16 protein-coding genes are annotated in these 24251 nt (G+C 43.6%); 6 read left to right on the top strand and 10 right to left on the bottom strand.

Annotated elements, in window-relative coordinates:
- Positions 1-55: 55 nt before the first annotated feature.
- Entirely contained in the window at positions 56-376 is a 321-nt protein-coding gene (locus B2746_RS21495; RefSeq protein WP_290798927.1) for an RNA recognition motif domain-containing protein, read from the bottom strand.
- A gap of 165 nt (positions 377-541) precedes the next feature.
- Positions 542-1738 carry a TCR/Tet family MFS transporter gene (locus B2746_RS21490; protein ID WP_290798924.1) on the bottom strand — a complete coding sequence of 399 codons (1197 nt, stop codon included), beginning with the start codon at positions 1736-1738 and terminating at the stop codon, positions 542-544.
- A gap of 91 nt (positions 1739-1829) precedes the next feature.
- Here B2746_RS21490 and B2746_RS21485 point away from each other — a divergent pair, with 91 nt between their 5' ends.
- The 5 genes from B2746_RS21485 to B2746_RS21465 all read left to right on the top strand — a co-directional run bounded on the left by B2746_RS21485 (position 1830) and on the right by B2746_RS21465 (position 8398).
- Positions 1830-3107: a sugar MFS transporter gene (locus tag B2746_RS21485; protein WP_290798922.1), complete on the top strand. Its 1278-nt coding sequence runs from the start codon at positions 1830-1832 to the stop codon at positions 3105-3107.
- 80 nt (positions 3108-3187) lie between these two features.
- Positions 3188-4627: an NADP-dependent phosphogluconate dehydrogenase gene (gene gndA / locus B2746_RS21480; RefSeq protein ID WP_290798919.1), complete on the top strand. Its 1440-nt coding sequence runs from the start codon at positions 3188-3190 to the stop codon at positions 4625-4627.
- 29 nt (positions 4628-4656) lie between these two features.
- A complete protein-coding gene (gene zwf / locus B2746_RS21475; protein ID WP_290798916.1) occupies positions 4657-6177 on the top strand; it encodes a glucose-6-phosphate dehydrogenase in 1521 nt (506 codons plus the stop codon).
- 60 nt (positions 6178-6237) lie between these two features.
- Positions 6238-6969 (top strand): 6-phosphogluconolactonase, encoded by a 732-nt coding sequence (gene pgl / locus B2746_RS21470; protein WP_290798913.1) that lies wholly within the window; start codon positions 6238-6240, stop codon positions 6967-6969.
- Positions 6970-7231: 262 nt separating this feature from the next.
- Positions 7232-8398 (top strand): T9SS type A sorting domain-containing protein, encoded by a 1167-nt coding sequence (locus tag B2746_RS21465; protein WP_290798910.1) that lies wholly within the window; start codon positions 7232-7234, stop codon positions 8396-8398.
- A 108-nt stretch (positions 8399-8506) separates the two neighbouring features.
- Here B2746_RS21465 and B2746_RS21460 read toward each other — a convergent pair whose 3' ends face one another.
- From B2746_RS21460 to B2746_RS21435, 6 genes are all read right to left on the bottom strand, one after another.
- Positions 8507-8926, bottom strand: a complete 420-nt coding sequence (locus B2746_RS21460) for a Dabb family protein (RefSeq protein ID WP_290798907.1) — start codon at positions 8924-8926, stop codon at positions 8507-8509.
- A gap of 26 nt (positions 8927-8952) precedes the next feature.
- Positions 8953-10638 carry a CRTAC1 family protein gene (locus tag B2746_RS21455; protein ID WP_290798905.1) on the bottom strand — a complete coding sequence of 562 codons (1686 nt, stop codon included), beginning with the start codon at positions 10636-10638 and terminating at the stop codon, positions 8953-8955.
- Positions 10639-10659: 21 nt separating this feature from the next.
- Entirely contained in the window at positions 10660-12015 is a 1356-nt protein-coding gene (locus B2746_RS21450; RefSeq protein ID WP_290798902.1) for a vanadium-dependent haloperoxidase, read from the bottom strand.
- Positions 12012-15344 (bottom strand): VCBS repeat-containing protein, encoded by a 3333-nt coding sequence (locus B2746_RS21445; protein WP_290798899.1) that lies wholly within the window; start codon positions 15342-15344, stop codon positions 12012-12014. The genes B2746_RS21450 and B2746_RS21445 overlap by 4 nt, the downstream gene beginning before the upstream one ends.
- A 71-nt stretch (positions 15345-15415) precedes the next feature.
- The gene (locus B2746_RS21440) at positions 15416-17296 is read right to left on the bottom strand and encodes a RagB/SusD family nutrient uptake outer membrane protein (protein ID WP_290798896.1); all 1881 of its coding nucleotides are present in this window, start codon (positions 17294-17296) and stop codon (positions 15416-15418) included.
- Positions 17297-17306: 10 nt separating this feature from the next.
- The gene (locus B2746_RS21435) at positions 17307-20543 is read right to left on the bottom strand and encodes a SusC/RagA family TonB-linked outer membrane protein (protein WP_290798893.1); all 3237 of its coding nucleotides are present in this window, start codon (positions 20541-20543) and stop codon (positions 17307-17309) included.
- 19 nt (positions 20544-20562) lie between these two features.
- Here B2746_RS21435 and B2746_RS21430 point away from each other — a divergent pair, with 19 nt between their 5' ends.
- The gene (locus B2746_RS21430) at positions 20563-20736 is read left to right on the top strand and encodes a hypothetical protein (protein WP_290798890.1); all 174 of its coding nucleotides are present in this window, start codon (positions 20563-20565) and stop codon (positions 20734-20736) included.
- A gap of 177 nt (positions 20737-20913) precedes the next feature.
- Here B2746_RS21430 and B2746_RS21425 read toward each other — a convergent pair whose 3' ends face one another.
- On the bottom strand, positions 20914-22710 hold the full coding sequence (locus tag B2746_RS21425) for an acyl-CoA dehydrogenase family protein (protein ID WP_290798887.1): 1797 nt from the start codon (positions 22708-22710) through the stop codon (positions 20914-20916).
- A 965-nt stretch (positions 22711-23675) separates the two neighbouring features.
- Positions 23676-24116, bottom strand: a complete 441-nt coding sequence (locus tag B2746_RS21420) for a MarR family winged helix-turn-helix transcriptional regulator (protein ID WP_290798884.1) — start codon at positions 24114-24116, stop codon at positions 23676-23678.
- Positions 24117-24251: the final 135 nt, after the last annotated feature.

Here is a 24251-nt window from a genome sequence, read left to right as displayed (position 1 = left end):
GTCAGGTTTCGCTGACCGGCTTCTTTTGCTTACCCTAAAGTAAACAAACAATCAGTTACCAGCGACCACCGCTGTTGCTGTTGCTGAAAGAGCGACGGTTACCACCACCACCGTTGTTACCGCCAGTACGCTCTTCGCGAGGCTTAGCAACAGTTACGCGGATAGCACGACCTTCAACCATTCCACCGTCCAGTTCAGAAATTGCTTTCTGAGCTGCTTCGTCATCAGACATTTCAACAAAACCGAAACCACGGCTTTTGTTGGTGAATTTGTCCATGATAACACGGGCAGATGTTACTTCGCCATACTCAGCGAAAAATTCTCTCAGGTCTTCGTCTTCAACATTGAAGCTTAAATTTGAAACGTAAATGTTCATGTAAATAAAAAAAATAATAAATAAAAATGAGAAATACGATACGGGCGGGAGAAATCAGATAGCAGAATTTGCGTAGCAGAATAACTCGATCCTGTCCGGGATCAATAACTCAATAACGCCGCAAACCTACACCATTAATTCGGTTTCACCAAAAGAATACGGAACTCAGGCTTTTCTGGCCAGTAATCCGCTGATCAAAACAAGAATCGCCGCTGTCAAAAAAGGAGCCCCCGGAAAATAAACAGGTGCCCCGGGTTGGGTAAAATATGCAAATAGAGTGGTCATCAACGGCGGACCAATAATGGAGGTCGCACTCATCAGACTGGTTAATCCACCCTGTAATTCACCCTGTTCATTCGGCGGAACAACCGAGGATATGATACCCTGAATCGCAGGCATGGTAATTCCACCCAAACAATACACCGCTGTAAAAGCAAACATCATCCAGGTTTCAGTTGCAAAAGCAAATAACAAAAACCCTAAACTATATAGAAATAATCCGGTATATACACTGCGCTGGTAGCCTAGTTTGGGAATCACCACCCGTATCAGACCACCCTGTACCAATGCTACCATCAATCCAACCAATCCAAGTGAATAACCAATCATCTGCTCCGACCAGCCGAATTTTTCTATATTATAATAGGTCCAGGTAGTTTGAACGGCATGCGCAGCAATATAGATCAATACAAAAGAGATGACCAGGCCGGATACTGCCGGATACTTCCTTAAGTGCTGAAAAGAGCCTAATGGATTGGCTCTTTTCCAATCAAAGGATCTCCGGTTTTCTACTGCTAGTGATTCAGGTAAAACAAAATACCCATAAAGTGCATTGAGTAAACTTAAACCCGCTGCAGCCAGAAAAGGAATTTTCGCGCCATATTCCCCCAACACACCCCCTATAACCGGACCAATAATGAACCCTATTCCAAATGCTGCCCCAATCATTCCAAAATTCTGTGCCCGATTCTCTGCTGTACTGATATCAGCGATATAGGCAGAAGCTGTGGTAATACTGGCGCCAAATAATCCGGCAATAATTCTACCCACAAACAACCATCCGATAGTTGGAGCATAGGCCATGAAAATATAATCGACACCAAAGCCCAAAAGTGATAACAAAAGCACCGGCCTTCGCCCAAACCGGTCACTCAAATTGCCTAACACCGGCGCACAAACGAATTGTGTGATGGCATAGGCAAAACCAAGCCAGCCACCATAACTGGCAGCTTCACTTACATTCCCGTCTATCAACTGTGAGATCAGTTTTGGAATAACAGGAATAATAATTCCCAATCCCGTTACATCAATTATAAGTGTGATGAAAATGAATCCCAGTGCCGCTTTCCCGTGCTTAAACATAGAAATTTAAAGACTGCAAATTACATACGGAATCGTTTGCACAAGATTTATTCTGTTGAACATCGTATTTTAATGCCCTGAAAGTAGTAGCATGAACCAAACCACCACAACTAAAAACCAGACTTATGCGCTGGCAATTATCGCCGTATTGTTTTTCATTTTCGGTTTTATTACCTGGCTGAACAGTACGCTGATTCCCTTCCTGAAACTCGCCTGTGAACTGGAATCCGATATGCAGGCATTTTTTGTAACCACCGCATTTTATATGGCTTATTTTTTCCTCGCTATACCTTCTGCCTGGTTGCTTAAAAAATCCGGTTATAAAAATGGAATGGCGCTCGGTCTGGCGGTGATGGCTCTTGGATCCCTCATTTTTATTCCTGCAGCCAATGCCCGGAGTTTTCCGCTGTTTCTAAGCGGACTCTTTGTTCAGGGTGCCGGCTTGGCCCTCCTGCAAACCGCATCCAACCCTTATGCAAGTATTCTGGGTCCTATCGAAAGTGCCGCCAAACGAATCAGTATCCTTGGTGTTTGTAATAAAATTGCCGGCATTCTTAGTCCCCTAATCCTGGGTGCCATCGTTCTTAAAAATGCCCAGGCAATTGAAGAGCAGGTGATTGCAGCAACAGATCCGCTTGTAAAAGCACAGTTACTGACCGAACTGACCGGCCGTATCGTGCCACCCTATATTGTAATCGCCATCTGTCTGTTTATCCTTGCCTTCCTTACCTACAGATCCGGATTACCTGAAATCGACGAACCAAAAGAAGACAGTACCGGCAACAATAAAACCCGGGCCTCCGTTTTTGCCTACCCGCATCTGATGCTCGGCGTTCTTTGCCTTTTTCTTTATGTGGGAGTGGAAGTGCTTGCAGGAGACGCTATCGGAACCTATGGAAAATCAATGGGCATGAGCCTGGATGAAACCAAATATTTCACCTCTTATACCCTGTTCGCCATGCTGCTCGGTTATATTATCGGCATTTTTACTATTCCGAAATATATTTCCCAGCAGGATGCCCTTCGTTATTCCGCTATCCTCGGCTTATTACTGACAATCGGAATTTATTTCTCAACCGGTTATACTGCCATTATATTGATTGCAGCATTGGGACTCGCCAACGCACTGATGTGGCCCGCTATCTTTCCGCTCGCCATTGACGGAATCGGAAAATATACCCAAATCGGATCTGCCTTCCTTATCATGGGCATTGCCGGTGGTGCTATTGTACCACCACTTTACGGATGGCTGAAAGATTCACAGGGACTTTCCAATCAGCTCGCCTTCTTTCTCTGTTCAGCTCCTGCTTACCTCTACATTCTTTTTTATGCAGCCAAAGGATACAAGGCTGGTAAAACGTTTGCATAGGTTTCAGTTCCGAACTGACAGAATGCTGACCAATCTTACATTATTGGTACTTACCTTTGCGGCCTATCCAACCAACTGCAATGGACAACCAAACCTTTGATTTCGGCATGGTAGGGCTCGGTGTAATGGGCCGTAACCTCCTGTTGAATGTGGCTGATCACGGATTTAAAGCGATCGGCTTTGATAAAGACCCAAAAAAGACCTCAGATTTTGAAGCTGCTGCTTCAGCCGGCACTACCGTTAAAGGCGTGAATACGCTGGAAGAGATGGTAGCCCAATTGGCTATGCCCCGTCGTATAATGATCCTGGTTCCGGCTGGCAAACCGGTAGACGATGTTATTGAAAGTTTACTACCACTTGTTAGCAAGGGCGATATCATCATCGATGGCGGAAACACCTATTATACCGATACACTCCGCCGATATGAATACCTCCAACCCAAAGGCATTCACTTTATTGGAATCGGTGTTTCAGGTGGCGAAGAAGGTGCACGCTTCGGCCCCTCTATGATGCCCGGTGGCGATGAATCTGCCTGGCAACAGCTGAAACCTGTTCTTACTTCTATCGCCGCTAAAGTTAACGGAGAAGCCTGCGTTGATTATATGGGCAAAGGCGCAGCCGGACATTTTGTTAAAATGGTGCATAACGGCATTGAGTATGCGATTATGCAGCTGATCTGCGAAACCTATGACCTGCTCCATCGCGGTGGAAAATTCAGCAACGAAGAACTACATGAACTTTTCAGCAACTGGAACGATGGCGAACTCAAATCCTACCTGATCGAAATCACCGCCGCCATATTTAAACAAATGGATCCTGAAACCGGGAAACACCTGGTAGACAGCATCCTCGATAAAGCAGGTTCAAAAGGAACCGGCAAATGGACCTCACAAATTGCTATGGATTTGGGTGTTGCAATTCCAACCATCGATATGGCCGTGACCATGCGTACTATCTCGGCATTAAAATCAGATCGCCTTGCAGCTGAAAAACTGCATCGCGAAATGCAAATCCGGCTAACGAATGCAGCTTCCGCAACTTCGCTTTCACTTGACAAAAAAGAACTTGCCGAAGATTGCAGAAAAGCACTTTTTGCTGCCATCATTCTTTCCTATGTTCAGGGCATGTCTATGTTGCATACTGCTTCAAAAGATCTGGCAATGGATATACCTCTTCACAATGCTGTAAAAGTATGGAGAGGTGGATGCATCATCCGTTCCACCCTGTTAGGAACATTCTATGAAGCCTACCAACGAAACCCGGCAATCAGTAACCTCCTGCTGGATGATGCAATTGCTGAGCTGGTTACCCAACAAATCGGATCGCTTCGAAAAGCAGTCAGCCTGGCTGCATTGAATGGATTTGCTGCAGGAGGCCTCATGAATGCCCTTACCTATTACGATGCCTTTACTACCGCTCGTCTGCCACTGAACCTGTTGCAGGCTCAACGTGATTATTTCGGAGCACATACCTACGAACGAATCGACCGGGAAGGAAAATTTCATACCCAATGGACCTGAGAAAAGCTCATTAATACAAAAAAAGAATCATGTCTGCTACACATAAAAGACCAACCGCCTCCCTCATTTTTATTTTTGGTGGAAGCGGCGATCTGAATCATCGCAAATTATCACCCGCCCTTTATAATCTCTTCATCGATGAATGGATGCCCGAGAAATTTGATATTGTCGGAATCGGCCGTCGGCCCTACGATAATGAATCGTATCGCGTTCATCTCTTTAATGGAATTCAGCAATTCAGTCGCCGCAAAGATGATCAGGGTGGAAAATGGCAGGTCTTCGCCAATCATGTTGCCTATCTGCAAATGGATGCAGAAAAAGATGAAGAGTACCAGAAAATAGCAGAAATCGTAAAAGAGAAAGAAGCTGAATACGGCGAACACCCCAATGTGATTTTTTACCTGGCCGTTGCCCCGCAACTGGTGCCTGGAATCGTTGGCAAACTCGGGCCTCTGAATATTTGCGCTGACACCAAATGCACCCGGGTGGTTGTTGAGAAACCTTTTGGTCACGATCTGGCAAGCGCGCTTCAGTTAAATAAATTACTGGCCGGCATGTTTGATGAAAAACAGATTTACCGAATCGATCACTACCTCGGTAAGGAAACGGTTCAGAATATCCTGGCACTTCGTTTTGCCAATGCCCTCTTTGAACCGATCTGGAACAGAAATTATATTGATCATATCCAGATAACAGCTTCCGAAACGGTAGGTGTTGAGGGTAGAGGTGATTTTTACGAAAGTTCGGGCGCCCTTCGCGATATGGTGCAAAATCATATTCTTCAACTGCTTTGCATGGTGGCGATGGAAGCCCCGGTGAGCTTCGATGCAGATGAAATCCGGAATAAAAAAGTGGATGTATTACACGCCTTGCGTAAAATTTCCAAAGAAGAAGTACATAAAATGGCCGTACGCGGACAATACAGTGAAGGCTGGATGAAGGGCCAACAGGTTCCTGGCTACAGACAGGAAAAAAATGTTGAACCCGATTCTCCGGTGGAAACCTTTGCCGCCGTTAAATTCTATATCGATAACTGGCGCTGGCAGGATGTACCTTTTTATGTTCGGACCGGTAAACGGATGGCAGATAAGGAAACCATCGTAACAGTTCAGTTCAAAGCAGCACCAAACTACGCCTTCCCGCCGGAATCTGCCGAAACCTGGAGAGCCAATCGCCTTACCATTAGTATAGCTCCGGAAATGGATATCCGCCTGCGTTTTCAGGCCAAACGACCCGGACAGGATCTGACTCTGAGTCCGGTTGATATGATTTTCAGCTACCAGGATGCCTACGAAGAGCATGAACCCGAAGCGTATGAAACCCTGCTCCTCGATGTAATGGAAGGAAATGCAACCCTCTTCATGCGGGAAGACCAGGTGGCTGCTGCATGGAAAGTAATTATGCCGATCCTCGAAGCCTGGCAGCAACGGGCACCGGTTGATTTCCCGAATTATACCCCGGCCTCCTGGGGCCCCGAGGACGCCGAAGCCCTTATCGCCCGCGATGGCCGTAACTGGGCCTCTCTCCCCGAACCTCATAAAGACCGCTAACCAATTTTCACCCGTCGGGTACCTGACGGGTACCCGACGGGTGAAATAAAAAACCAGCATATGCAACTTCATGTTTTCCCCAACGCAGAAACCGTAGCCGGTGAAGCAGCACATTTTATTGTTCACCGGATTCAGGAAGTGCTAACCCGCCAAAACCGATTTACCATCTGTTTGTCCGGCGGATCAACCCCTAAACGACTGCATCAGTTGCTGGCTGAAGAACCACTCAATAATCAGATCGACTGGTCGAAAGTGCATGTATTTTGGGGAGATGAACGGTATGTACCCCTGGAAGATGAACGAAATAATGCCCGAATGGCCTATGATACCCTGCTGAATAAGGTTCCCATTCCGGAAAATCAGATCCATATAATGCGCACGGATTACGACAATCCGACGGATGCTGCCCGGGAATATGAAGCACTGCTCCATCAATATTTTGATAACCATCCCCATAGCTTCGATCTCCTGATCCTTGGAATGGGCGATGATGCCCATACTTTATCGCTTTTCCCTCATACGGAGGTAATCCAGGAAAACACCCGATGGACATCCGCTTTTTTCCTCCCCCAGCAGGATATGTTCAGAGTAACCATTACCCGCCCGGTTGCCAACAAATCAGCTTGTATTTTATTCCTTACAACAGGAGCCGGAAAAGCTAAAGCCCTGGCCAATGTATTGGAAGGCCCCCAAAATCATGTAGAATATCCCGCACAATCAGTAGTATCTACCCAAGGAACTACCATCTGGATGGTAGATGAAGCTGCCGCAGCCTCCCTTGAACAGCGCTGAGCACGCCTTTTTAAGATTGCAGAAAATACGGAACAGCCCGAAGATCTACGGATTTTTTCGGGTAAAACTGCTATTCATCGAAGGAAACTGCCTGATTATCGAATATAAGTGCATACCCTTAGGACAATTCATCTAAGTGTTTACCTTTGTATTGTCATCGGTAAAAACCCTAGTACTGATCTACATGGAAACCTTATCGACCCAATACCAGAATTGATCCTCTTCCTTACAAAAGCCGATTAATCAGTTAATCGTACCAGAAATGAAAACAAACTTTTACAAGAGCATACTTATGCTCTGCCTGACCATCGTATGCGCCGTTAACAGCCAGGCGCAATTAAACAATGGATCAATTCCAGCCAACCGCTCTAACGCCTTATTAGCTCAACGTTTTCAGGGATTACACCCGAATGAAGACGAAACGGAAGTCATCTTCGGAACACCGGATCTCAATACGCGCGGCAACAGTGATAACTATGATTTCGATAATGAAGCAGAAATCCGCTTTACCATTATCTATAATCCTTCAAGGGATGAAATCTCCAACGAAACTGAAACATTCCGTGGCAATCGTCGGGAAGATGATGAAAATGGTCGTATCCGTAATATCCGCGATTTTGTAGGCAATCGTAAACGCGCTGATCTTCCCAACATGAATTATCTGCAACTGGAAATGGGAAATGGAAATCCTCCGGGACATAGAGGCCAAATTATCATCGACCAGCTTGAATTGAATGGTCAGGATATTCATGAGTCATATACCCTTAACCCAAGAGATAACCGCACAGTTTACCTGCTGGACGCTACCCTTGCAAGTGGATTTACATTAACAGGAAGAATCCGTATGACCGGCAGTTTTCATGATAACAGCAATAGCCGCCGGAATAATTTCATTCAGTTTACTACGGGATATTATTATGATTTTGGAACCCTTCCTCTGGAGTTTACCAGCATCAAAGGTTTCGCAGAAAACAGCCAGAACCGCATCAACTTTACAACGGCTGATAACCATGAAGGAAAAACATTCTTCATCGAGCGCTCTGCAGATGGTAAACAGTATGAAGTAATCGGACAGGTTGCTGTAGCCCCAGGTCGTACCGGTCAGTATACCTTTATCGATAAAACTCCGCTCAGCAATGGATTCTACCGGGTGCGTGGCGTAAATATTCTGGATCGCATGGTATATTCTGATGTTATACGCATCAATCAAAGTCTTAGCACCATGCGTGTTATCAATCAGGTTGGCAGAACTGAACTTATCTTCTCTGAATCAAGAGCGCGTTCAATCAATGTGTTCTCCTTCAACGGACAATTGATAAAACAACTGAACTTCAATAGCAATCGCCACTCATTTGATCACCAGGGCATGCAGAAAGGCATGTACGTGATGCAGGTAAATGGTGAAGCCATTAAAATAATGGTGCTTTAAAAATACTGCACGGTTCGATTAATTTGGAAGGTGCAGAGGATCCTTCTGGTAGAGTTCCTGGTCTGTCCGTTTTCTAACAAGCGCAGCCAGGAATCTTTTTTTTACCAATCAGCCAGCCTGTACACTATCGTAAACAATCACTTTTTCCCATAGCATACTGCATTCCTCAATAAACTTTAAATGAATGGGATCAGTTTGATAAACCTCCTGATCAGCAGCATTTTTAAAAACCAATAACCAGGATACTTTATAGGAGCGCTCAATTACATCCCGGTTGGTATTTGCCGGCACTCCGATATGCGAGAGGTGAATCGTTTTCGCTTTTGCTAATTTTCGCAATCCGGCTAGTAGTTTTTGTTTATCTTCTTCACTTTCCGGATTTTTCAGCCAAAAAAATACATGGTGTATAAAGGTATTATCCAGTTTGGCTTCTTCGCCTGCAGCAGGTGACGCACCTAATCCTAATCCGCCCATAATAGTTGCTTTTCCGGTTGTTGAAATAAAATCACGACGAGATTGTGTATCCATAATTCGCTTTCTTTTACCCCATGAAACTACGATTTTTTTTGCCTGCTGATCCAGATGAACAAACCCAAACCAAGAAGCCCCGCAACCATCAGTATATACCATATTGTATTTTGCTTCCTGGGTGCGGCTATTTCAACAATTTTAAAAAACTGGTTTGCTTTTATATTGGTTACTGCCTGCCGGTTACCTCCTGTCCAATGCACAATTACTGAATCAACAGTAACCGATTGTCCCAAACCAAAATGCGCCAACAAAGAATTTTGTGAAATATGACTCGTTCCGCCACCATCTATTTCGCGGATCATTCGAATTTTTCCTGCCAGGATTTCAACCCTTGAACCGATTCCGTTTTTCTCTGCATCCACTCCGCTTAATGCAACCGTCAGCCAATTACCACCCTTCGTATCATTGCGGTATAAACGCGATTCGGACAGAACCGGATAATCCGGACAAACCGATTCCTGATTAACCACAAACAGGTCCAGATCTCCATCCCTGTCATAATCAAATACCACAGAGCCCCTGCCGATTCCATAATCCTGTAAACCCACCGCCCTCGCCCTTTCTTCAAACCTGGCCCCTGTATTTTCAAAATAATAATCTCCAATAGGATTACAACTAGGATTTAGATCTCCATTTGATACAAATAAATCAAGATCGCCATCCTGATCAAAATCTGCAAAATTGGCCCCCCAGCTGATACCGGAATAACTGCATCCCAATTCCCTTGTACGATTCACAAAAAATTTCCCTTTGCTTTCATTCACCATGAATGCATTAAAACGAATATTAGTTATATAATAATCCATCCAGCCATCATTATTTAAATCACCAACCGCACTACCCATTGAATTAATTTTCAGATCCATTCCTGTTTGCTTGCCGATTTCCTGAAAATAATTACCGGGAAATTTATTTTCATAGAACAAATTGGCCGTGCGTTTATAACCAAAATCATGGTTGATATACAGATCCTGATCCCGATCATTATCATAGTCTGTAAACAATCCGCCAAATCCGAAACCTGCCTGATTCAAGCCATAACCTGCACTGACCTCCCGAAAATTCTTACCCTTTTCATTCAGATACAGATATCCCTTTGCTATCTGATTAGCCCCTACTACTGTAGCATCTGTTATTTTACTTAGTTCGCCTTCATATTGATTGAAATAATTGCCGATATACAAATCAGGCCAGCCGTCAGCATTGAAATCACCAAAACTCGCGCCTGTACTAAAAGAGAAATGATTACCCAAACCATACGCAGCTGTGGCATCACGAAAACTGCCATCTCCCTTATTCAAAAAAAGCAGATTGATTGCCCGGGGAATAGCAGGCGGGTTCTTACTTAAAGTAATAGTGGTCACAACCAAATCTGGCCAGCCGTCGCGATTGATATCAGCACTTGCCACACCCTGCGTTATATATTTTCTGGTAACCGATAACCCGGCTTCTTCAAACCAGTCACTAAATGTTCCGTCACCATTATTTCGGTACAACTGATCTGAATTTTTTCCGCCTGTTATATACAGATCTTCCCAGCCATCCTGGTTAAAATCCAGCACAGCCGCACCTCCTCCGAACATTCCTTCATGTACTTTAAATACATGCCGGATCCCGGCTTCTTTTGATACATCCGTAAATTTTGTTTGGGCTTTGATTTCGGAAATAGTGAATCCGAAAAGCAATACAAGTAGCAGCTTGTAATACATATGGCAGGGTTCTTAAGGTGCTTATTTTCTCCATCGCAATGCATTTACATTATCCCCAATTTCTTTTCCTTTCTCCAGTCCTTTTTCATTGTCCATTGGTATGTGGATGCCTCCATAAAATCTTGATAACGCCGTTTCCTCTGCAGCTTTCCAGAAGGAGGGAAATGACCTGGCTCTAAATTCAACATTTCGTAATTCATCTTTCGGACGACCAACATGTGAACTATCCGTGAACGCAAATGAATCACCATATAAATCAGTTAATACCGTAGCTGCTGCTGCTGCCTGTATGGCATGACCCGATGGAAATGCAGGAAAAGGAGGATCAGGCCAGAAAGATTCCCATTCCGGATCTATATGTGCTGGTATAAAAGTATTAGCACGTTCGGTATAATAATGGAATTTCCATTTCCAGCAATTACGAAAGGCATCTGCAACAGCTATGCCAATACGCGCATAGGTTTCCGCACAGGTGATCAGGTCAGGTTTCGCTTTTTTTATTGCAATGGTTCCCAGGGAATAAGAATGTCCGGGTGGAGTAAAACTCAGATCCGGGTCATCTCCCCACCAAATGGCCGCCTGCTTTTCTTCTTCTGTCAGATTTTTTCTTTTTTCATACACCATCCTGAATTGCTCATAATAAGGTGAACCCCGGGTTGTATCAAAGGCCAGCGGAATGGGTGCTTCCATCACTGAATCAGCCACCAGAAAAGTCCTGTTTTTACCCCAATGCGGATGTAATGGAAAATGACTGAATGATTGCGCATATAATGGTGGCTGCCAGAAACCCGGACCTTTCCTGCTTTCCATTTTTTTATCAAAGTTTTTCAAATAACCCCGATGGCCCCCATCTGTCTTTGACCATTCAAATATTTGTTCTGCGATTCTTCTCCCATACCGAATTGATCGATTCACCAGACTGTCGTCTTCCAAAACAGCCTGAAATCTTGCTGTTATGGCAGCTTCCAGTGAATCAATCCTCTTTTTATTTTCATCTCCTGTCTGAATATAAATCAAGCGCAGAATTTCTGCCTGTCCGGCATTTAATGATAATGGCCAATGATAAACGAATCCAGGCTCCGGCTTTGCCAGTACTCCCAATCCATTCAACTGCGGCGCAATGGATTTATGTGTTGAATATCCCTGAACAACCGATTCATACATCGTTAGTCCGATGTATCCAAAAGCACGGGAAGCAAAAGTGGGTGAGTTGGACGGAGTTGTTTGAGTAATTGAGGTGCTCATCCCGGCCCATGCAATGGCTAATTCATAGTCAGCAGGAGGAGGCAGAACTGCCGGTTTGCAGGATAAAAAGCTGCTTGCGCACCATGCAATCAGGTACGTTTTTACAATTCCGTTTGATAAAACCCGGTTCATTTTTTTGCTTTATTTAAACCATAGGTTTTCAATGGTCTGCCTGGCATACCAACCAAAATTTTATTATTTACCTGCAGAACAGACCGAATATCCCCTTTTATTTCAAGACCTGATTCTATGGCAGGAACCCAACGAAAATTTCCTTTTCCATCACCTTCCAGTAGAGAACCATAACTGGCATCCATTTTCCCCAATCTTATTTTCATTTGGCTGCTGTTGCCACCCATGAAAAGATCCAGGTTCCCATCCCCATTAAAATCAAGTGCCTGAATTGCATAAACCGGAGAACATTGTACCTGCTCAGGTAAGGATGATTTCATCAGTTTGCCTGCTGAATTACTGAGGTATAAAATAGTTTCAGTCTGAGTTGCTTTTAGTTTTCCGGCAGTATTTAATTCATCACCCGCAAACAGTTCATCCAAACTTATATCAGCATACGATTTAAAGCTTGAAAAACGTTTCCGCATTACCGGCAGTTGCCCAATTAATTCATCACGCGTTACAAAAGGATATCGTTTACCCTGGATATAAAAACTGAAAATCGGATCAATCGAACCGTTTTTATCGAAATCAGCATAATGCATTTCAGCCGGTTCTTTTTCATTTATTCGGATCTGTGAATTCAATCCCAGGTTTCCCGCTACAAGATCTGGTTTACCATCCCCATTCAAATCCGAAATAAACACCGTATTCCAAAATCCTGCTTCTTCTTTCGGTAAAAAAGCAGTTGTACGATTCTTTAATAATCCGTTTTGCTTTTCATAAACAAGTATTGGCATCCATTCACCAACCACAATTAATTCATTTTGACTGTCTCCATTCAGATCAGCCCAAACCGCATCCGTTATCATGCCTGCCTGTTCCAGCTCCGGTGCAATTAGTGTCGTACGGTTTTGAAAATTGCCCTTCCCGTCATTTATTAACAGGGCAGATTTTGGCGTTTCGGGATATCGACCCGGAACAACACGAGCACCAACAAAAAGATCAGGCGCACCATCTCCGTTAATATCTTCCACTGCGATACAGGAACTGCCGGACCTCAATTCCGGCAATCCGGCTGACCTTGTAAACTGCTGTTTGCCATTATTAATGTATAACCGATCCTGTAATAAAGGATCAGCAGGTTCAAAAAAATGATACCCACCACTTGCAATATAGATATCCGAAAAACCATCTCCATTCGCATCAAACACTTTAATGGCAGCATCATGAAAACCTTTATCCTGTTCAAAAGCGGGAACCGGCTTTTTGACAAATCTGCCATTTGATTCCTGCAGGTATAACTCAGCTGCTTTCCCCATCGGACCACCAATTAGCAGGTCGTCCAGGCCATCTTTGTTGACATCCGCTTTTGTCATACAAAACTGGTCATTTGAAAACTGATGAATCAACAGAGACTGCCGATTAAAATCATTGATAGTGCTGTCGCTGTATTGCCACTCAACCGGACTTTCCTTTGCAAGAAACCAGGGTTCAACCGTTGTTTCCCTTCTTACCGGTTCAGTCGCCTCCTTTTCATCCACCGAAATAACCTGATTACTTTTTACCTTTTCCAGTACCTGGGTTTTTCCACTGTTCCAGGTAATCACCAGAGAATCTGCCTCCGTATGTTTTCCAGTACCAAACTGAAGCAGGTAACTCACATTCGACAAATAGCCTCTTGCCGGATATTGTTCCAGTAATTGAACCTTCCCGTCTTTATACCATCCCACCCTTGCACCAATCCCCTGCGTATTCGGAGCCTTTCCAAGCAACCTGACCTGCAGATAATTATTCTCTTTTTTTTCTGCACCGGTATTTTGATAGATAAAAGCTGCCTGATTGATATTATTGACGATCAGGTCCAGATCTCCATCATTGTCAAGATCCGCATAAGCAGCACCATTACTATTGGAAACCCTGTTCAACCCCCATTCTGCTGTAGCATTGGAGAAGGAAGCGCCGCCTGTATTACGGAACATATAATTCATGACATTGGAAGAAGGCATTTCCTTAATAATGTTCATTACATCTTCCCGCTGCAAACGTCCCTTTTGCTGAATATAATCATTCATGTAATGAATAAAATCCAGGTTGGTGAAGTCTTTGAGATAACCATTCGTGATGTGGAGGTCCTTCCAGCCATCGTTATCGAAATCAGCCAATAAAGCAGACCAGCTCCAATCAGTGTTGGAAACCCCCGCCTGCTGTCCGATTTCACTAAAGGTTCCGTTGCCATTATTCAATTGCAGCATATTGCGCATGTACTGATAATAAAAACCATTCCGGAGATTAACTGCAAATTTTTCATAGTTATCCGGAGCCATCAATAATTTTTGTCGCCGGTTATCCTCAGGCAACATATCCAGTGTAAACAGATCCGTTAATCCGTCATTATTGATATCAGCCGCATCATTTCCCATGGAAAACTGGCTGATATGTCCCATTGAAGATTCCAGTTGATTTGTAAACCCGCCTTTTGTATTATTGATATAGAGAAAATCTGGTACAGCGTAATCATTGGAAACATAGAAGTCTGGCCAGCCATCGCGGTTAAAATCAGCAATGCCAATTCCTAATCCATAACATAGTTCTGAGCCGTTAATACCAGCTTTCACCGTAACGTCTTCAAAGCGTCCATCCTGCTGACGAAAAAGCCGGATTCCTTTTTCCGGATCATCGCGTTGATTTAATTGCCTTGTTTGTACATCATTCAGAATCGGCAAATTCTTGGGATTATGATTCATCAGGATCATATCAAGATCGCCATCTCTGTCATAATCCAGAAAATAGGACTGATTACTAAAACCGGAATGTGCCAGACCAAATTGTTCGGCTCTCTCTTCAAACTGAGGAATGCCGGAGGCTGAATTACCGGTATTTATAAACAACTGATTTTTTCTTTTTTCAGCAGGCATGGCACCCGAATAACAGAGATAAATATCCAGCCTGCCATCTCCATTTATATCCACTGCATTTACACCGGATTTCCAGGGCCCCGGGCGCCCGCCAGCCATTGATTGCAGGGTAATATCTTCAAATTGTAAACTGCCTTTATTAAGATAGAATTTATTCTCCCCCATATTGGAACTGAAGTAGAGGTCGATTAGTCCATCACTATTAAAATCTCCCGTTGCAACTCCTGCACCATTATAAAAATATTCGTATAACAGGATATTGGTATTCAATCCTTCCGTTAATGTGTTCTCAAAACTGATTCCGGTTTGTGATGCTGGAAGCAGGTGGAATAAACCGTTTTCATCACTTATGCTTTCACTGTCTGTCTGCTCCTTACAGGCAGGCAAATAAATGATACTAATAAACAGGGTAAAAATTTTAAGCAGCTTCATTTGATGGTTCTATATAAAAAGAATCTATCCCAATTTAGGAATAGATTCTTTTGTAAATGCAATCAAAAAGATCAATATCCGGGATTCTGAATCAGTTTATCATTCCGGTTGATTTCATCCCTTAAAACAGGTCTGAAATACATTTTATCCTCCCATTTTCTTCGCTCATTTTCGTTGTTATCAACAACTGTGTACGTATAATTATACCTCGACTTATCGTGGCGATATGGAACATGTGGAGTAGCACCCGCCTTAATGGTTCCGTTGACAATAATACTTTTAATTCCTCTTCCAACAGTTTCAGCAGGTATCATCCATCTTCTGGCATCATGGTAGCGGTGTTCTTCATAAACCAGTTCCACGCGACGTTCGTTGCGATATCGGTTTACCAAATCCTGACCGGCATCATTTACTGCAGGCATTCCTGCTCTGAAACGAATTCTGTTCAGCCATAATCTGGCTTCGGCTTCCTCACCCAATGCAATACAGGATTCAATATAATTGAATACGGCTTCTGTATAGCGGATAAAGGGCCAGGGAACCAATTGGAAATTCGATTGGTTATCGGGCAAAGCCGGATTTGGATCAATAAATTTCCGGGTATAATAATGGGTTCTTGTACCATTCCAGTTTTCAACAGCGGAAGATCTGGTGTCTATTCCGTTTATAGTTGCACCTCCGTTGTTGTAATACCCTGTCTGAATCTGACTAACCGGATCAAGACCGATCACATCAGAAGGCCGGGGTTTCCAGTCTGCTCCGTCATACAGTATGGTGGCATAAAAACGGGGATCACGACCGGTGTAGGGATCTGCTTTTTGAGCCGGATTATTCCAGTCAAATTTGCTGCCATCCATCATTTCATAATCATCTACCAATTGCTGAATGGGTGTATTACCTCCCCAGTTATGATATCCATTCGGACCATTGTTGATTCCGTAATGCAAACCGCCCAGTGGCCAGTTACTTTCCTGTGTATACAAACCGGATAACGTACGGAAGAATATTAATTCTGATGCAGCAGCCGCATCTGCTTCAGCAGCCTTACTTCCGCCTGCCATTGAAAGTGAAATATAATTATTCTTCCCTTCTGTTGCAGAGACCGGTGCCGTTAAATCAAGCTTATATCCCTGGCCCTCATCCATAACTGCCTTAGATGCCACTTTTGCTGCCTGCCAGCGTGCAGTTCTATCACCTGAAGTATATGCAACCAATTCAATGTTACCATACCCGCTAAGCGTTGGAGATTTTGCTTTGGCAGTATTGGCATCATGCAAATCACTCGCAGCATACACCAATACTCTTGATTTTAATGCCTTGGCCGACAGTTCAGATGCTCTTCCGGGTGTTACTGTTTTACCATCCAGCAGTAAGATGGCACTGTCCAAATCGGATATTATTGAACTTACAGTTGCATCAAAACTGCTGCGCTCAATCGTATAGTCTTCATTTAATCCATATGGACGTTTAATAATCGGAACACCACCATAGAAACGCATCAGCTGATGGTAATAATAACCTCTTAAAAAATAGGCTTCACCTAGTAAGCGATCCTTCAGGGGCTGATCATCAAAACTTGCAGTAGGCAGTCGGTTGATGGCAATATTGGCATCACGTATGGCTTCATACATGTTGTTCCAGCTATAGGTACTACTGAACCAGGCCGGATTGGAAGGTGTTTCACTTGCCTCCGTAAAGGTATTGATGTTTCTTCCCGCATGGGTAAACATGGCTTCATCTGTATAGGCCGCCAATGCCTGCTCCTCATATCCACCATATCCGAGATAGGAGTATACATTGTAAATGAAAGCCTGTGCCAATGGCCCATCCGTCCAGGTTGATTCACTCGAAAACTCATTCTGTGGTTCCGTATTGAGGAAGTCTTTTTTACATGCGCCTGCGATCACCATAATGGCCATCGCAAAGCCGGTAATTATTTTCCCGTTTTTCATTTGTACAAGTTTAAAAGGTTACACTAAATCCAAGGTTAATTACCCTTGATTGTGGATAATAAACGCCACTCTCTACAGTTGCCTCCGGATCGTAAACTTTCATTTTATCGATTGTGAAAACATTCAATCCATTCGCAAATACACGCAGGTTGCTGAGCTTGATTCTCTGTAATAAATCTGCAGGCAGATTATAACCGATTTCAATATTCTTTAACCGCACATAATTCTTGTTAAACATGTAGTAGGTATTATTTCCATAATTACCACCGGTAAAGTAGGTGTCTCCTCTGCTGGCAAGCCTTGGATGTACACTACTTGGATTATCAATCGACCAGCGATTTTTATAGAAATAATCAAGATAGTTTCCAATATCCCCGGATTCTGTCTGAATTCTGATTAATGCTCCGGTTGCTCCCTGGAATAATAAACTCAGATCAAATCCTTTATAGCGCAAATCGAATGTTGCACCATAGTTGAAAGTGGGTGTATTGTTTTTATCCAGACGAACGGCATCATCTGCATTGATCAGGTTATCACCGTTTACATCCCTGATTTTCATATCACCCGGAATTAACTGTCCGGTTACACCACTGTAGTCCACCGTATTTTTGTTGATGTCTTCCACATCTCTGAACACACCGTCGTACTGGAAAGCAAGAAATGCTCCAATCGGTTTGCCTTCCATACGTTGGTAATCCGGTATACCCGGAGTTTCTGACATAAACACCACTTCATTCTTCGCATATCCGCCATTAATTCCTGCTCTGATAACAAGATCTTTACCGACTCTTGTATTATAGTTCAGCGAGAATTCAAATCCTCTGTTGTTAACCTCACCCAGGTTTTGTGGTGGCAGGCGATCCGCAATTCCGGAAGAACCCGGAGTAACGCCTGTATTCGGTATCAGGATTTTAGTTCTGTTATTGTAGAAATATTCCAATGTCAGATCAAACTTACCATCGAGAATGCTCGCATCTAAACCAACATTGTAGTTTTTGGCTTTCTCCCAGGTAAAGAACGGATTCGGAAGCAAACGCTCATACAGGGTATTAACCACCTGGCCATTGATCGGATAGGTACCCGAACCATAAATAGACAAATAAGCAAATTCCTGCAGCACATTATTATACAGAATCTGATCATTACCCATCTGACCATAAGAGGCACGAAGCTTCAGATTATTAACTGCTTTTACATTCCACCAGTTTTCATTCGAAATGTTCCATCCCAATAAGAGTCCGGGGAAAAATCCAAACCGGGAATCTTCCGGGAACATATAAGAACCATCATAACGGAATATAAATTCAGCCAGGTATTTTTCCTTATAGTTGTATTGAGCACGACCATAGTAACCAAGCCGGGCTCTGTCATAAGCTCCGCCATCTGTCCGCTGGTTGGCTGTTCCACCTGCTGCTATCTGTGCCACTGCGGTGGAAAGAAAATCTCTTCTGTATGCCAGAAATCCTTCACCCTGGAAGGTTTCTTTGGTTACACCTACCAATAATCCGATGGAATGATTCTCTCCAATTTTCGTATCATAATTCAACATCCCGGTAAGGTTCGTATTCAGGACGGATGAATAGGTTTGTGTAAGTCTGGGATCCGTAAAATTGGATCGGATGGCTCCAACAAGCAAGGGAGTCACCCCATCTGCCTCATAGGAAATTTTGTCCCATGAATACAATCTCCAGGGAGTTTGCCAGTTTTTATTGGTGGAAGTGGTTTTATCAACCGCTCCTGATAAGGTCAGTTTCAACCCTTTTATCCATGGATTGGTTATTTCAACAGATCCATTTCCCTGTACAAAGTCAGTTGGATTCCGAACATAGCCTGTGGCATTGGTGGTGATTACATATGGGTTCTGTCCATTTTCAATATCCGGACCAGGCAATCCGTTGGGCCATACTTCCGGCTCAGTAGGACGTCCCCTCATCAGCATCCGGAAAATAGAACCTGCACTTTCTGTAGGATAGTTCCGGTCTTCCCTTCTGGCCAGGATACCAACATTTACATTTATATAGGGATTCACTTTCGCACTTAAATTGGTGCGGAAATTATATTGCTTATAAAAGGTTGCTGAATTTTTATAATACGCATCCTGATTAACATATCCTATTGATGTGAAATAACGCAGGCTCTCCGTACCGCCACTCAATTGCAGATTATGTCTTGTTTGCGGCGACCAGGTTTTGAATGCATCTCCAAACCAATCCGTATCCGGATGTCCCCAGGGATCCGATCCGTCCTTAAATTTCTGTACCGATTCCGGAGAATATTGCACACTTGGTACACCGGGATAAGTTCCATTTGTTTGAATGGATTCCCAGGCTGCTTCCCAATTAGCCGGATTCACATTTCTATAAATAGGCAATTCATTCATGATAGTGGCATACTGGTAGGCATTGGCCATTTTGGGAATTCGGGCAGGCTGACTCCAACCGCGGTTAAAGTCGTAAGAAATTTTTGGCTTGCCGCTGCTGCCTCTTTTAGTTGTTACCAGGATCGCTCCATTTGCAGCCCTTGCTCCATAAATAGCAGCAGAGGCATCTTTCAAAACGGATATGGACTCAATATCTTTGGGATTCAATCTGCCTAAACCGCCATCCCGGTCGGGGATACCGTCAATTACAATAAGCGGACTACTGTTACCCAGGGTATTATTTCCCCGAATCCGAATAGTGGCGCCATCATTTCCCGGCTCACCACTGGTCTGGATAACTACCAAACCGGGTAACCGTCCGGCAAGTGAATTCGAAAGATCTACAGCGGGCGATTTTACCAGCGCATCTCCTTTTACGGCCGTAACTGCTCCTGTTACGGTAACTTTTCTTTGTGTGCCATAACCCACTACTACCACATCTGAAAGTTGCTCGTTCGAGGCATTCAAGGTTATAGCAATGGAATTGGAAGCGGTGATATTATACTCCAGTGTTCTGAAGCCTACGAAACTGAAAACCAGGGTTTTATCCGTTTCGTCAATAGTCATTTTGAAAAACCCATCGTCATTGGTAGTAGTACCGGAAGATTTGCCTTTAACAGTAACACTGGCATTTGCAATTGGACTTCCTTTATCATCCGTTACACGTCCGCTGATTTCGCGCGACTGTTGAAAGGGAGCATCTGTATACCCCTCCGGATTTGCGTTCGCTTTACCAGGCACGGTAAGGCCCAGTGCGAGTACGGCAGCAAATAGCAGCACAGCCATACTTTTTCCATTAAGCTGGTTGAGTTTAAATGATGAATTCATTTAACTGATTTAAATATGTTTGAAATTGGATTCCGGTGTCCCGAATAAACAAATCCTGATTACCCCATCAGCAGCAAGCGCCTTGCTCTTGGGTTCAGTTGAATCTCATCTTGTTTGTAAATCGGGAAGTTGGAGAAGAGACGGAATACGTCGCTCCGGACATGGCGGAGCCATAGCAGCAATCGTGTCATAATAAATGGCTTTTAGTTTGGTCTTGTTAAATATATGATAATATTATTAAAAGTCAATCAAACACTTAATAAAATAATCAGGATATGTTAAAATAAACCAAACAAGCGTTCAAATAGTTGAACTACACAAAAAAGGAGCCATAGGCTCCTTCGTGTAAACACTTATAACTGCTTGATTATTAGAGGGGATACTTATTATCGGCGATAATTTTCTCTGAAATACGACGTTTTGCTTCCTTGCTGTTAAACGGCGCAGCTTTGGTAAATCGTTTTAAACCAAGCAGCATCATGCGTTGTTCATCGCCCTCGGCGAAAGCATTGATGGCATCTTTTCCAAATTTGTTGATTTGGTCAGCAATATCATACAGATAGGTTCGAACCATATCCGCTTCCATCTGGCAGGCAGCTTCTCCACGCTGCCCGGTCAGCTTCATCAGGCGAAGCAGGGCTGATTCTCCATTATAGGTAAGGATGGCCATATCTGCCACATTCATTAAAATTTCCTGTTCTGCTTCAATCTTCATTTGTAATTTCTGAACAGCAGCACCGGCAGTCATCAAAATGGCTTTTTTGAAATTTGCCACCAGCTTTTTCTCCGCATCAAAGGCTGCTTCCTCACCGGATCCGAATTCAGGTATACTCATCAATTCTTTCATCACTGCCATCGCCGGATTGAGCAGATCCAGTTTCCCTTTCATGGCACGTTTCAATACCATATCCACAGTGAGGAGCCGGTTGATTTCATTGGTTCCTTCGTAAATCCGGTTGATCCGGCTGTCGCGATAGGCTTTCGAAATGATATATTCATCACTATACCCGTTTCCACCATGAATCTGAACCCCTTCATCTACTACAAAATCAAGTACTTCACTTCCGAAAACTTTTAGCATAGCGCACTCAATGGCATATTCTTCCGCAGCCCCGAGTAAGGCTTCATTAAATGGTTTGCCGTCTGCCAATAATTCAACTTCTTTATTGTCGATCCATTTACTTGCCCTGTACAGTGCTGATTCGCAGACCCAGATCCGGATAGCCATCTCCGCAATCTTGTTCTTGATGGCGCCAAAATTGCTGATGGGCTGTTTGAACTGTTCGCGGGTATTTGCATACACGATAGAGGTATTGAACGCTCTCTTGGCACCTCCCAATGCTGCTGCGCATAATTTGAGACGGCCAATATTGAGAATATTAAACGCGATGATATGCCCCTTTCCAATTTCACCCAACACGTTTTCTGCGGGTACTTTGCAATCCTGGAAATACAATTGGACAGTTGAAGAGCCCTTGATGCCCATCTTATGTTCTTCCGGACCCTGGGTAAAACCTTCCATTCCCCGCTCAACTATAAATCCGGTGAACTTGTCGCCATCTACTTTAGCGAAAACAGTATAAACATCGGCAAAGCCCCCATTGGTAATCCAGCATTTCTGCCCGTTTAGTATATAATGTTTTCCATCCTCCGATAATTTCGCCGTGGTCTTTGCTCCCAATGCATCCGATCCGGAATTGGGCTCGGTTAAACCATAGGCACCTTTCCATTCGCCGGATGCCAGCTTGGGAATGTATTTAGTCTTTTGCTCCTGGGTTCCGAAATAAAGAATGGGTAAAGTACCGATACCGGTATGCGCCGCCACTGCCACGGAGAAAGAAAACCCTCCCCCCAGTCCTTCATTTACCAGCGTAGCTGTAATAAAATCCTTTCCCAAACCCCCAAATTCTTCAGGGATGGAAGAACCCAGTAATCCCTGTTCACCCGCTTTATCCACCAGTGATGGCATCAGACCAGGCTCCAATTTATCAATCCGATCCACAATCGGCAAAACTTCCGTGTCCAGAAAACTGGCACACATCTCTTTTACCATCTGTTGTTCTTCATTGAAGTCCTCCGGTATGAACGTGTCAAAGGGAGCACTTTCTTTGATCAACCACTCTCCACCCTTCAGGATGGTTGCTTGTTTTTGGGATGCACTTGACATGTTTCAAAGTTAAAAGTCAAAAATTAAAAGTTAAAAGTTGGGGCAGCCGGACAAAATTCACCACTCACCCATTCACTTCTTCACCCATTCACTAATTCACTAATTCACCCATTCACTTCTTCACCCATTCACTTCTTTCACCCATTCACTTCTTCCCATCACCGGCTCATAACTCAGCTTCAAATTGATTCGCGATCTCTCACAATTCCATTCTCTCACGATTCTCACGCTCTCACGATTCCATTCTCTCATGATTCCATTCTCTCACGATTCCATTCTCACAGCAACTACTCACTTTCACAACGAACTACTAACCCTCTCATCAGCTATTCATTCTCTCGTCTAATTACTTACTCTCTCGTCTAATTACTCATTGTCTGCAGATACTTTAAACGCTCATCTACTCTTTATTTCCCTTTCTCTGCGCTCTATTTCTCTTAAAGTCTTCCATTACCTGACACTCCATTTTCACCTCTCACTTCTAACACCCACTTCAACTACTCACTCGCACGACTAACAATTAACACTCACATCAACAACTCATTCTCTCAGCTAACAACTCATTCTCTCAGCTAACAACTCATTCTCTCAGCTAACTACTCATTTTATCAGCTAATTATTCTTTCTCGCAACTAATGCTTTAAACGCTCATCTACTCTTTATTTCCCTTTCTCTGCGCTCTCTCTTTAAGTCTTCCATTACCTGACACTCCATTTTCACCTCTCACTTCTAACACCCACTTCAACTACTCACTCGCACGACTAACAATTAACACTCACATCAACAACTCATTTTCTCAGCTAACTACTCATTCTCTCAGCTAATTATTCTTTCTCTCAACTAATGCTTTAAACGCTCATCTACTCTTTATTTCCCTTTCTCTGCGCTCTATTTCTCTTAAAGTCTTCCATTACCTGACACTCCATTTTCACCTCTCACCGCTTTCACCTCTCACCTCTCACCTTTCACTTCAGATTGTCGTAGACAATCTGAAGCACCCCCTTACAAATTTCTACCTGATCCTCGGGCACGCCGGTTAAGGCTTCATTCAGGGTTTCTTCTGCCAATTCCATGGATACTTCCTGCATTTTTCGCGCCTCTGCCGTTAGATAGATCATATTCATTCTCCGATCCTCTTTCGAAGAAACCCGCTTCACCAGTTTCAGCTTCTCCAAATTATCAACGAGTCTGGTAATACTTGGTTTATCGCGAAAAGTTGCATTACAAAGTTCCTGCTGACTGATCCCATCCTGCTTCCATAAATGATACAACACACTCCATTGCTCTATCGTCAGATTCAGTTGTGCCGTATTAAACTTCTTCTGCAATCTCCTCGCAATAGCGGTTGATGCCTTGCCCGTAATAAAACTGTATAATTCGCCTTTTTTAAATTGGTTGTTTGGCATATAGTTAGTTAAACAACTATCCAAATCTAATTAAAATAATTGACTCTTCCAATCTTTTCCATTTAAAATACGGGGATTAAAATCCGTTAAGTTAGTATGGGTAAAATGGAGGTATAACCTTAGAAAAGGGTGAGG

Origin of the sequence: Flavihumibacter sp. UBA7668 (assembly GCF_002483205.1) — a bacterium.
Taxonomy (GTDB): Bacteria; Bacteroidota; Bacteroidia; order Chitinophagales; family Chitinophagaceae; genus Flavihumibacter.
The sequence above is the reverse complement of the archived record's forward strand: the minus strand, read 5'-3'. Positions and strand labels throughout refer to the sequence as shown.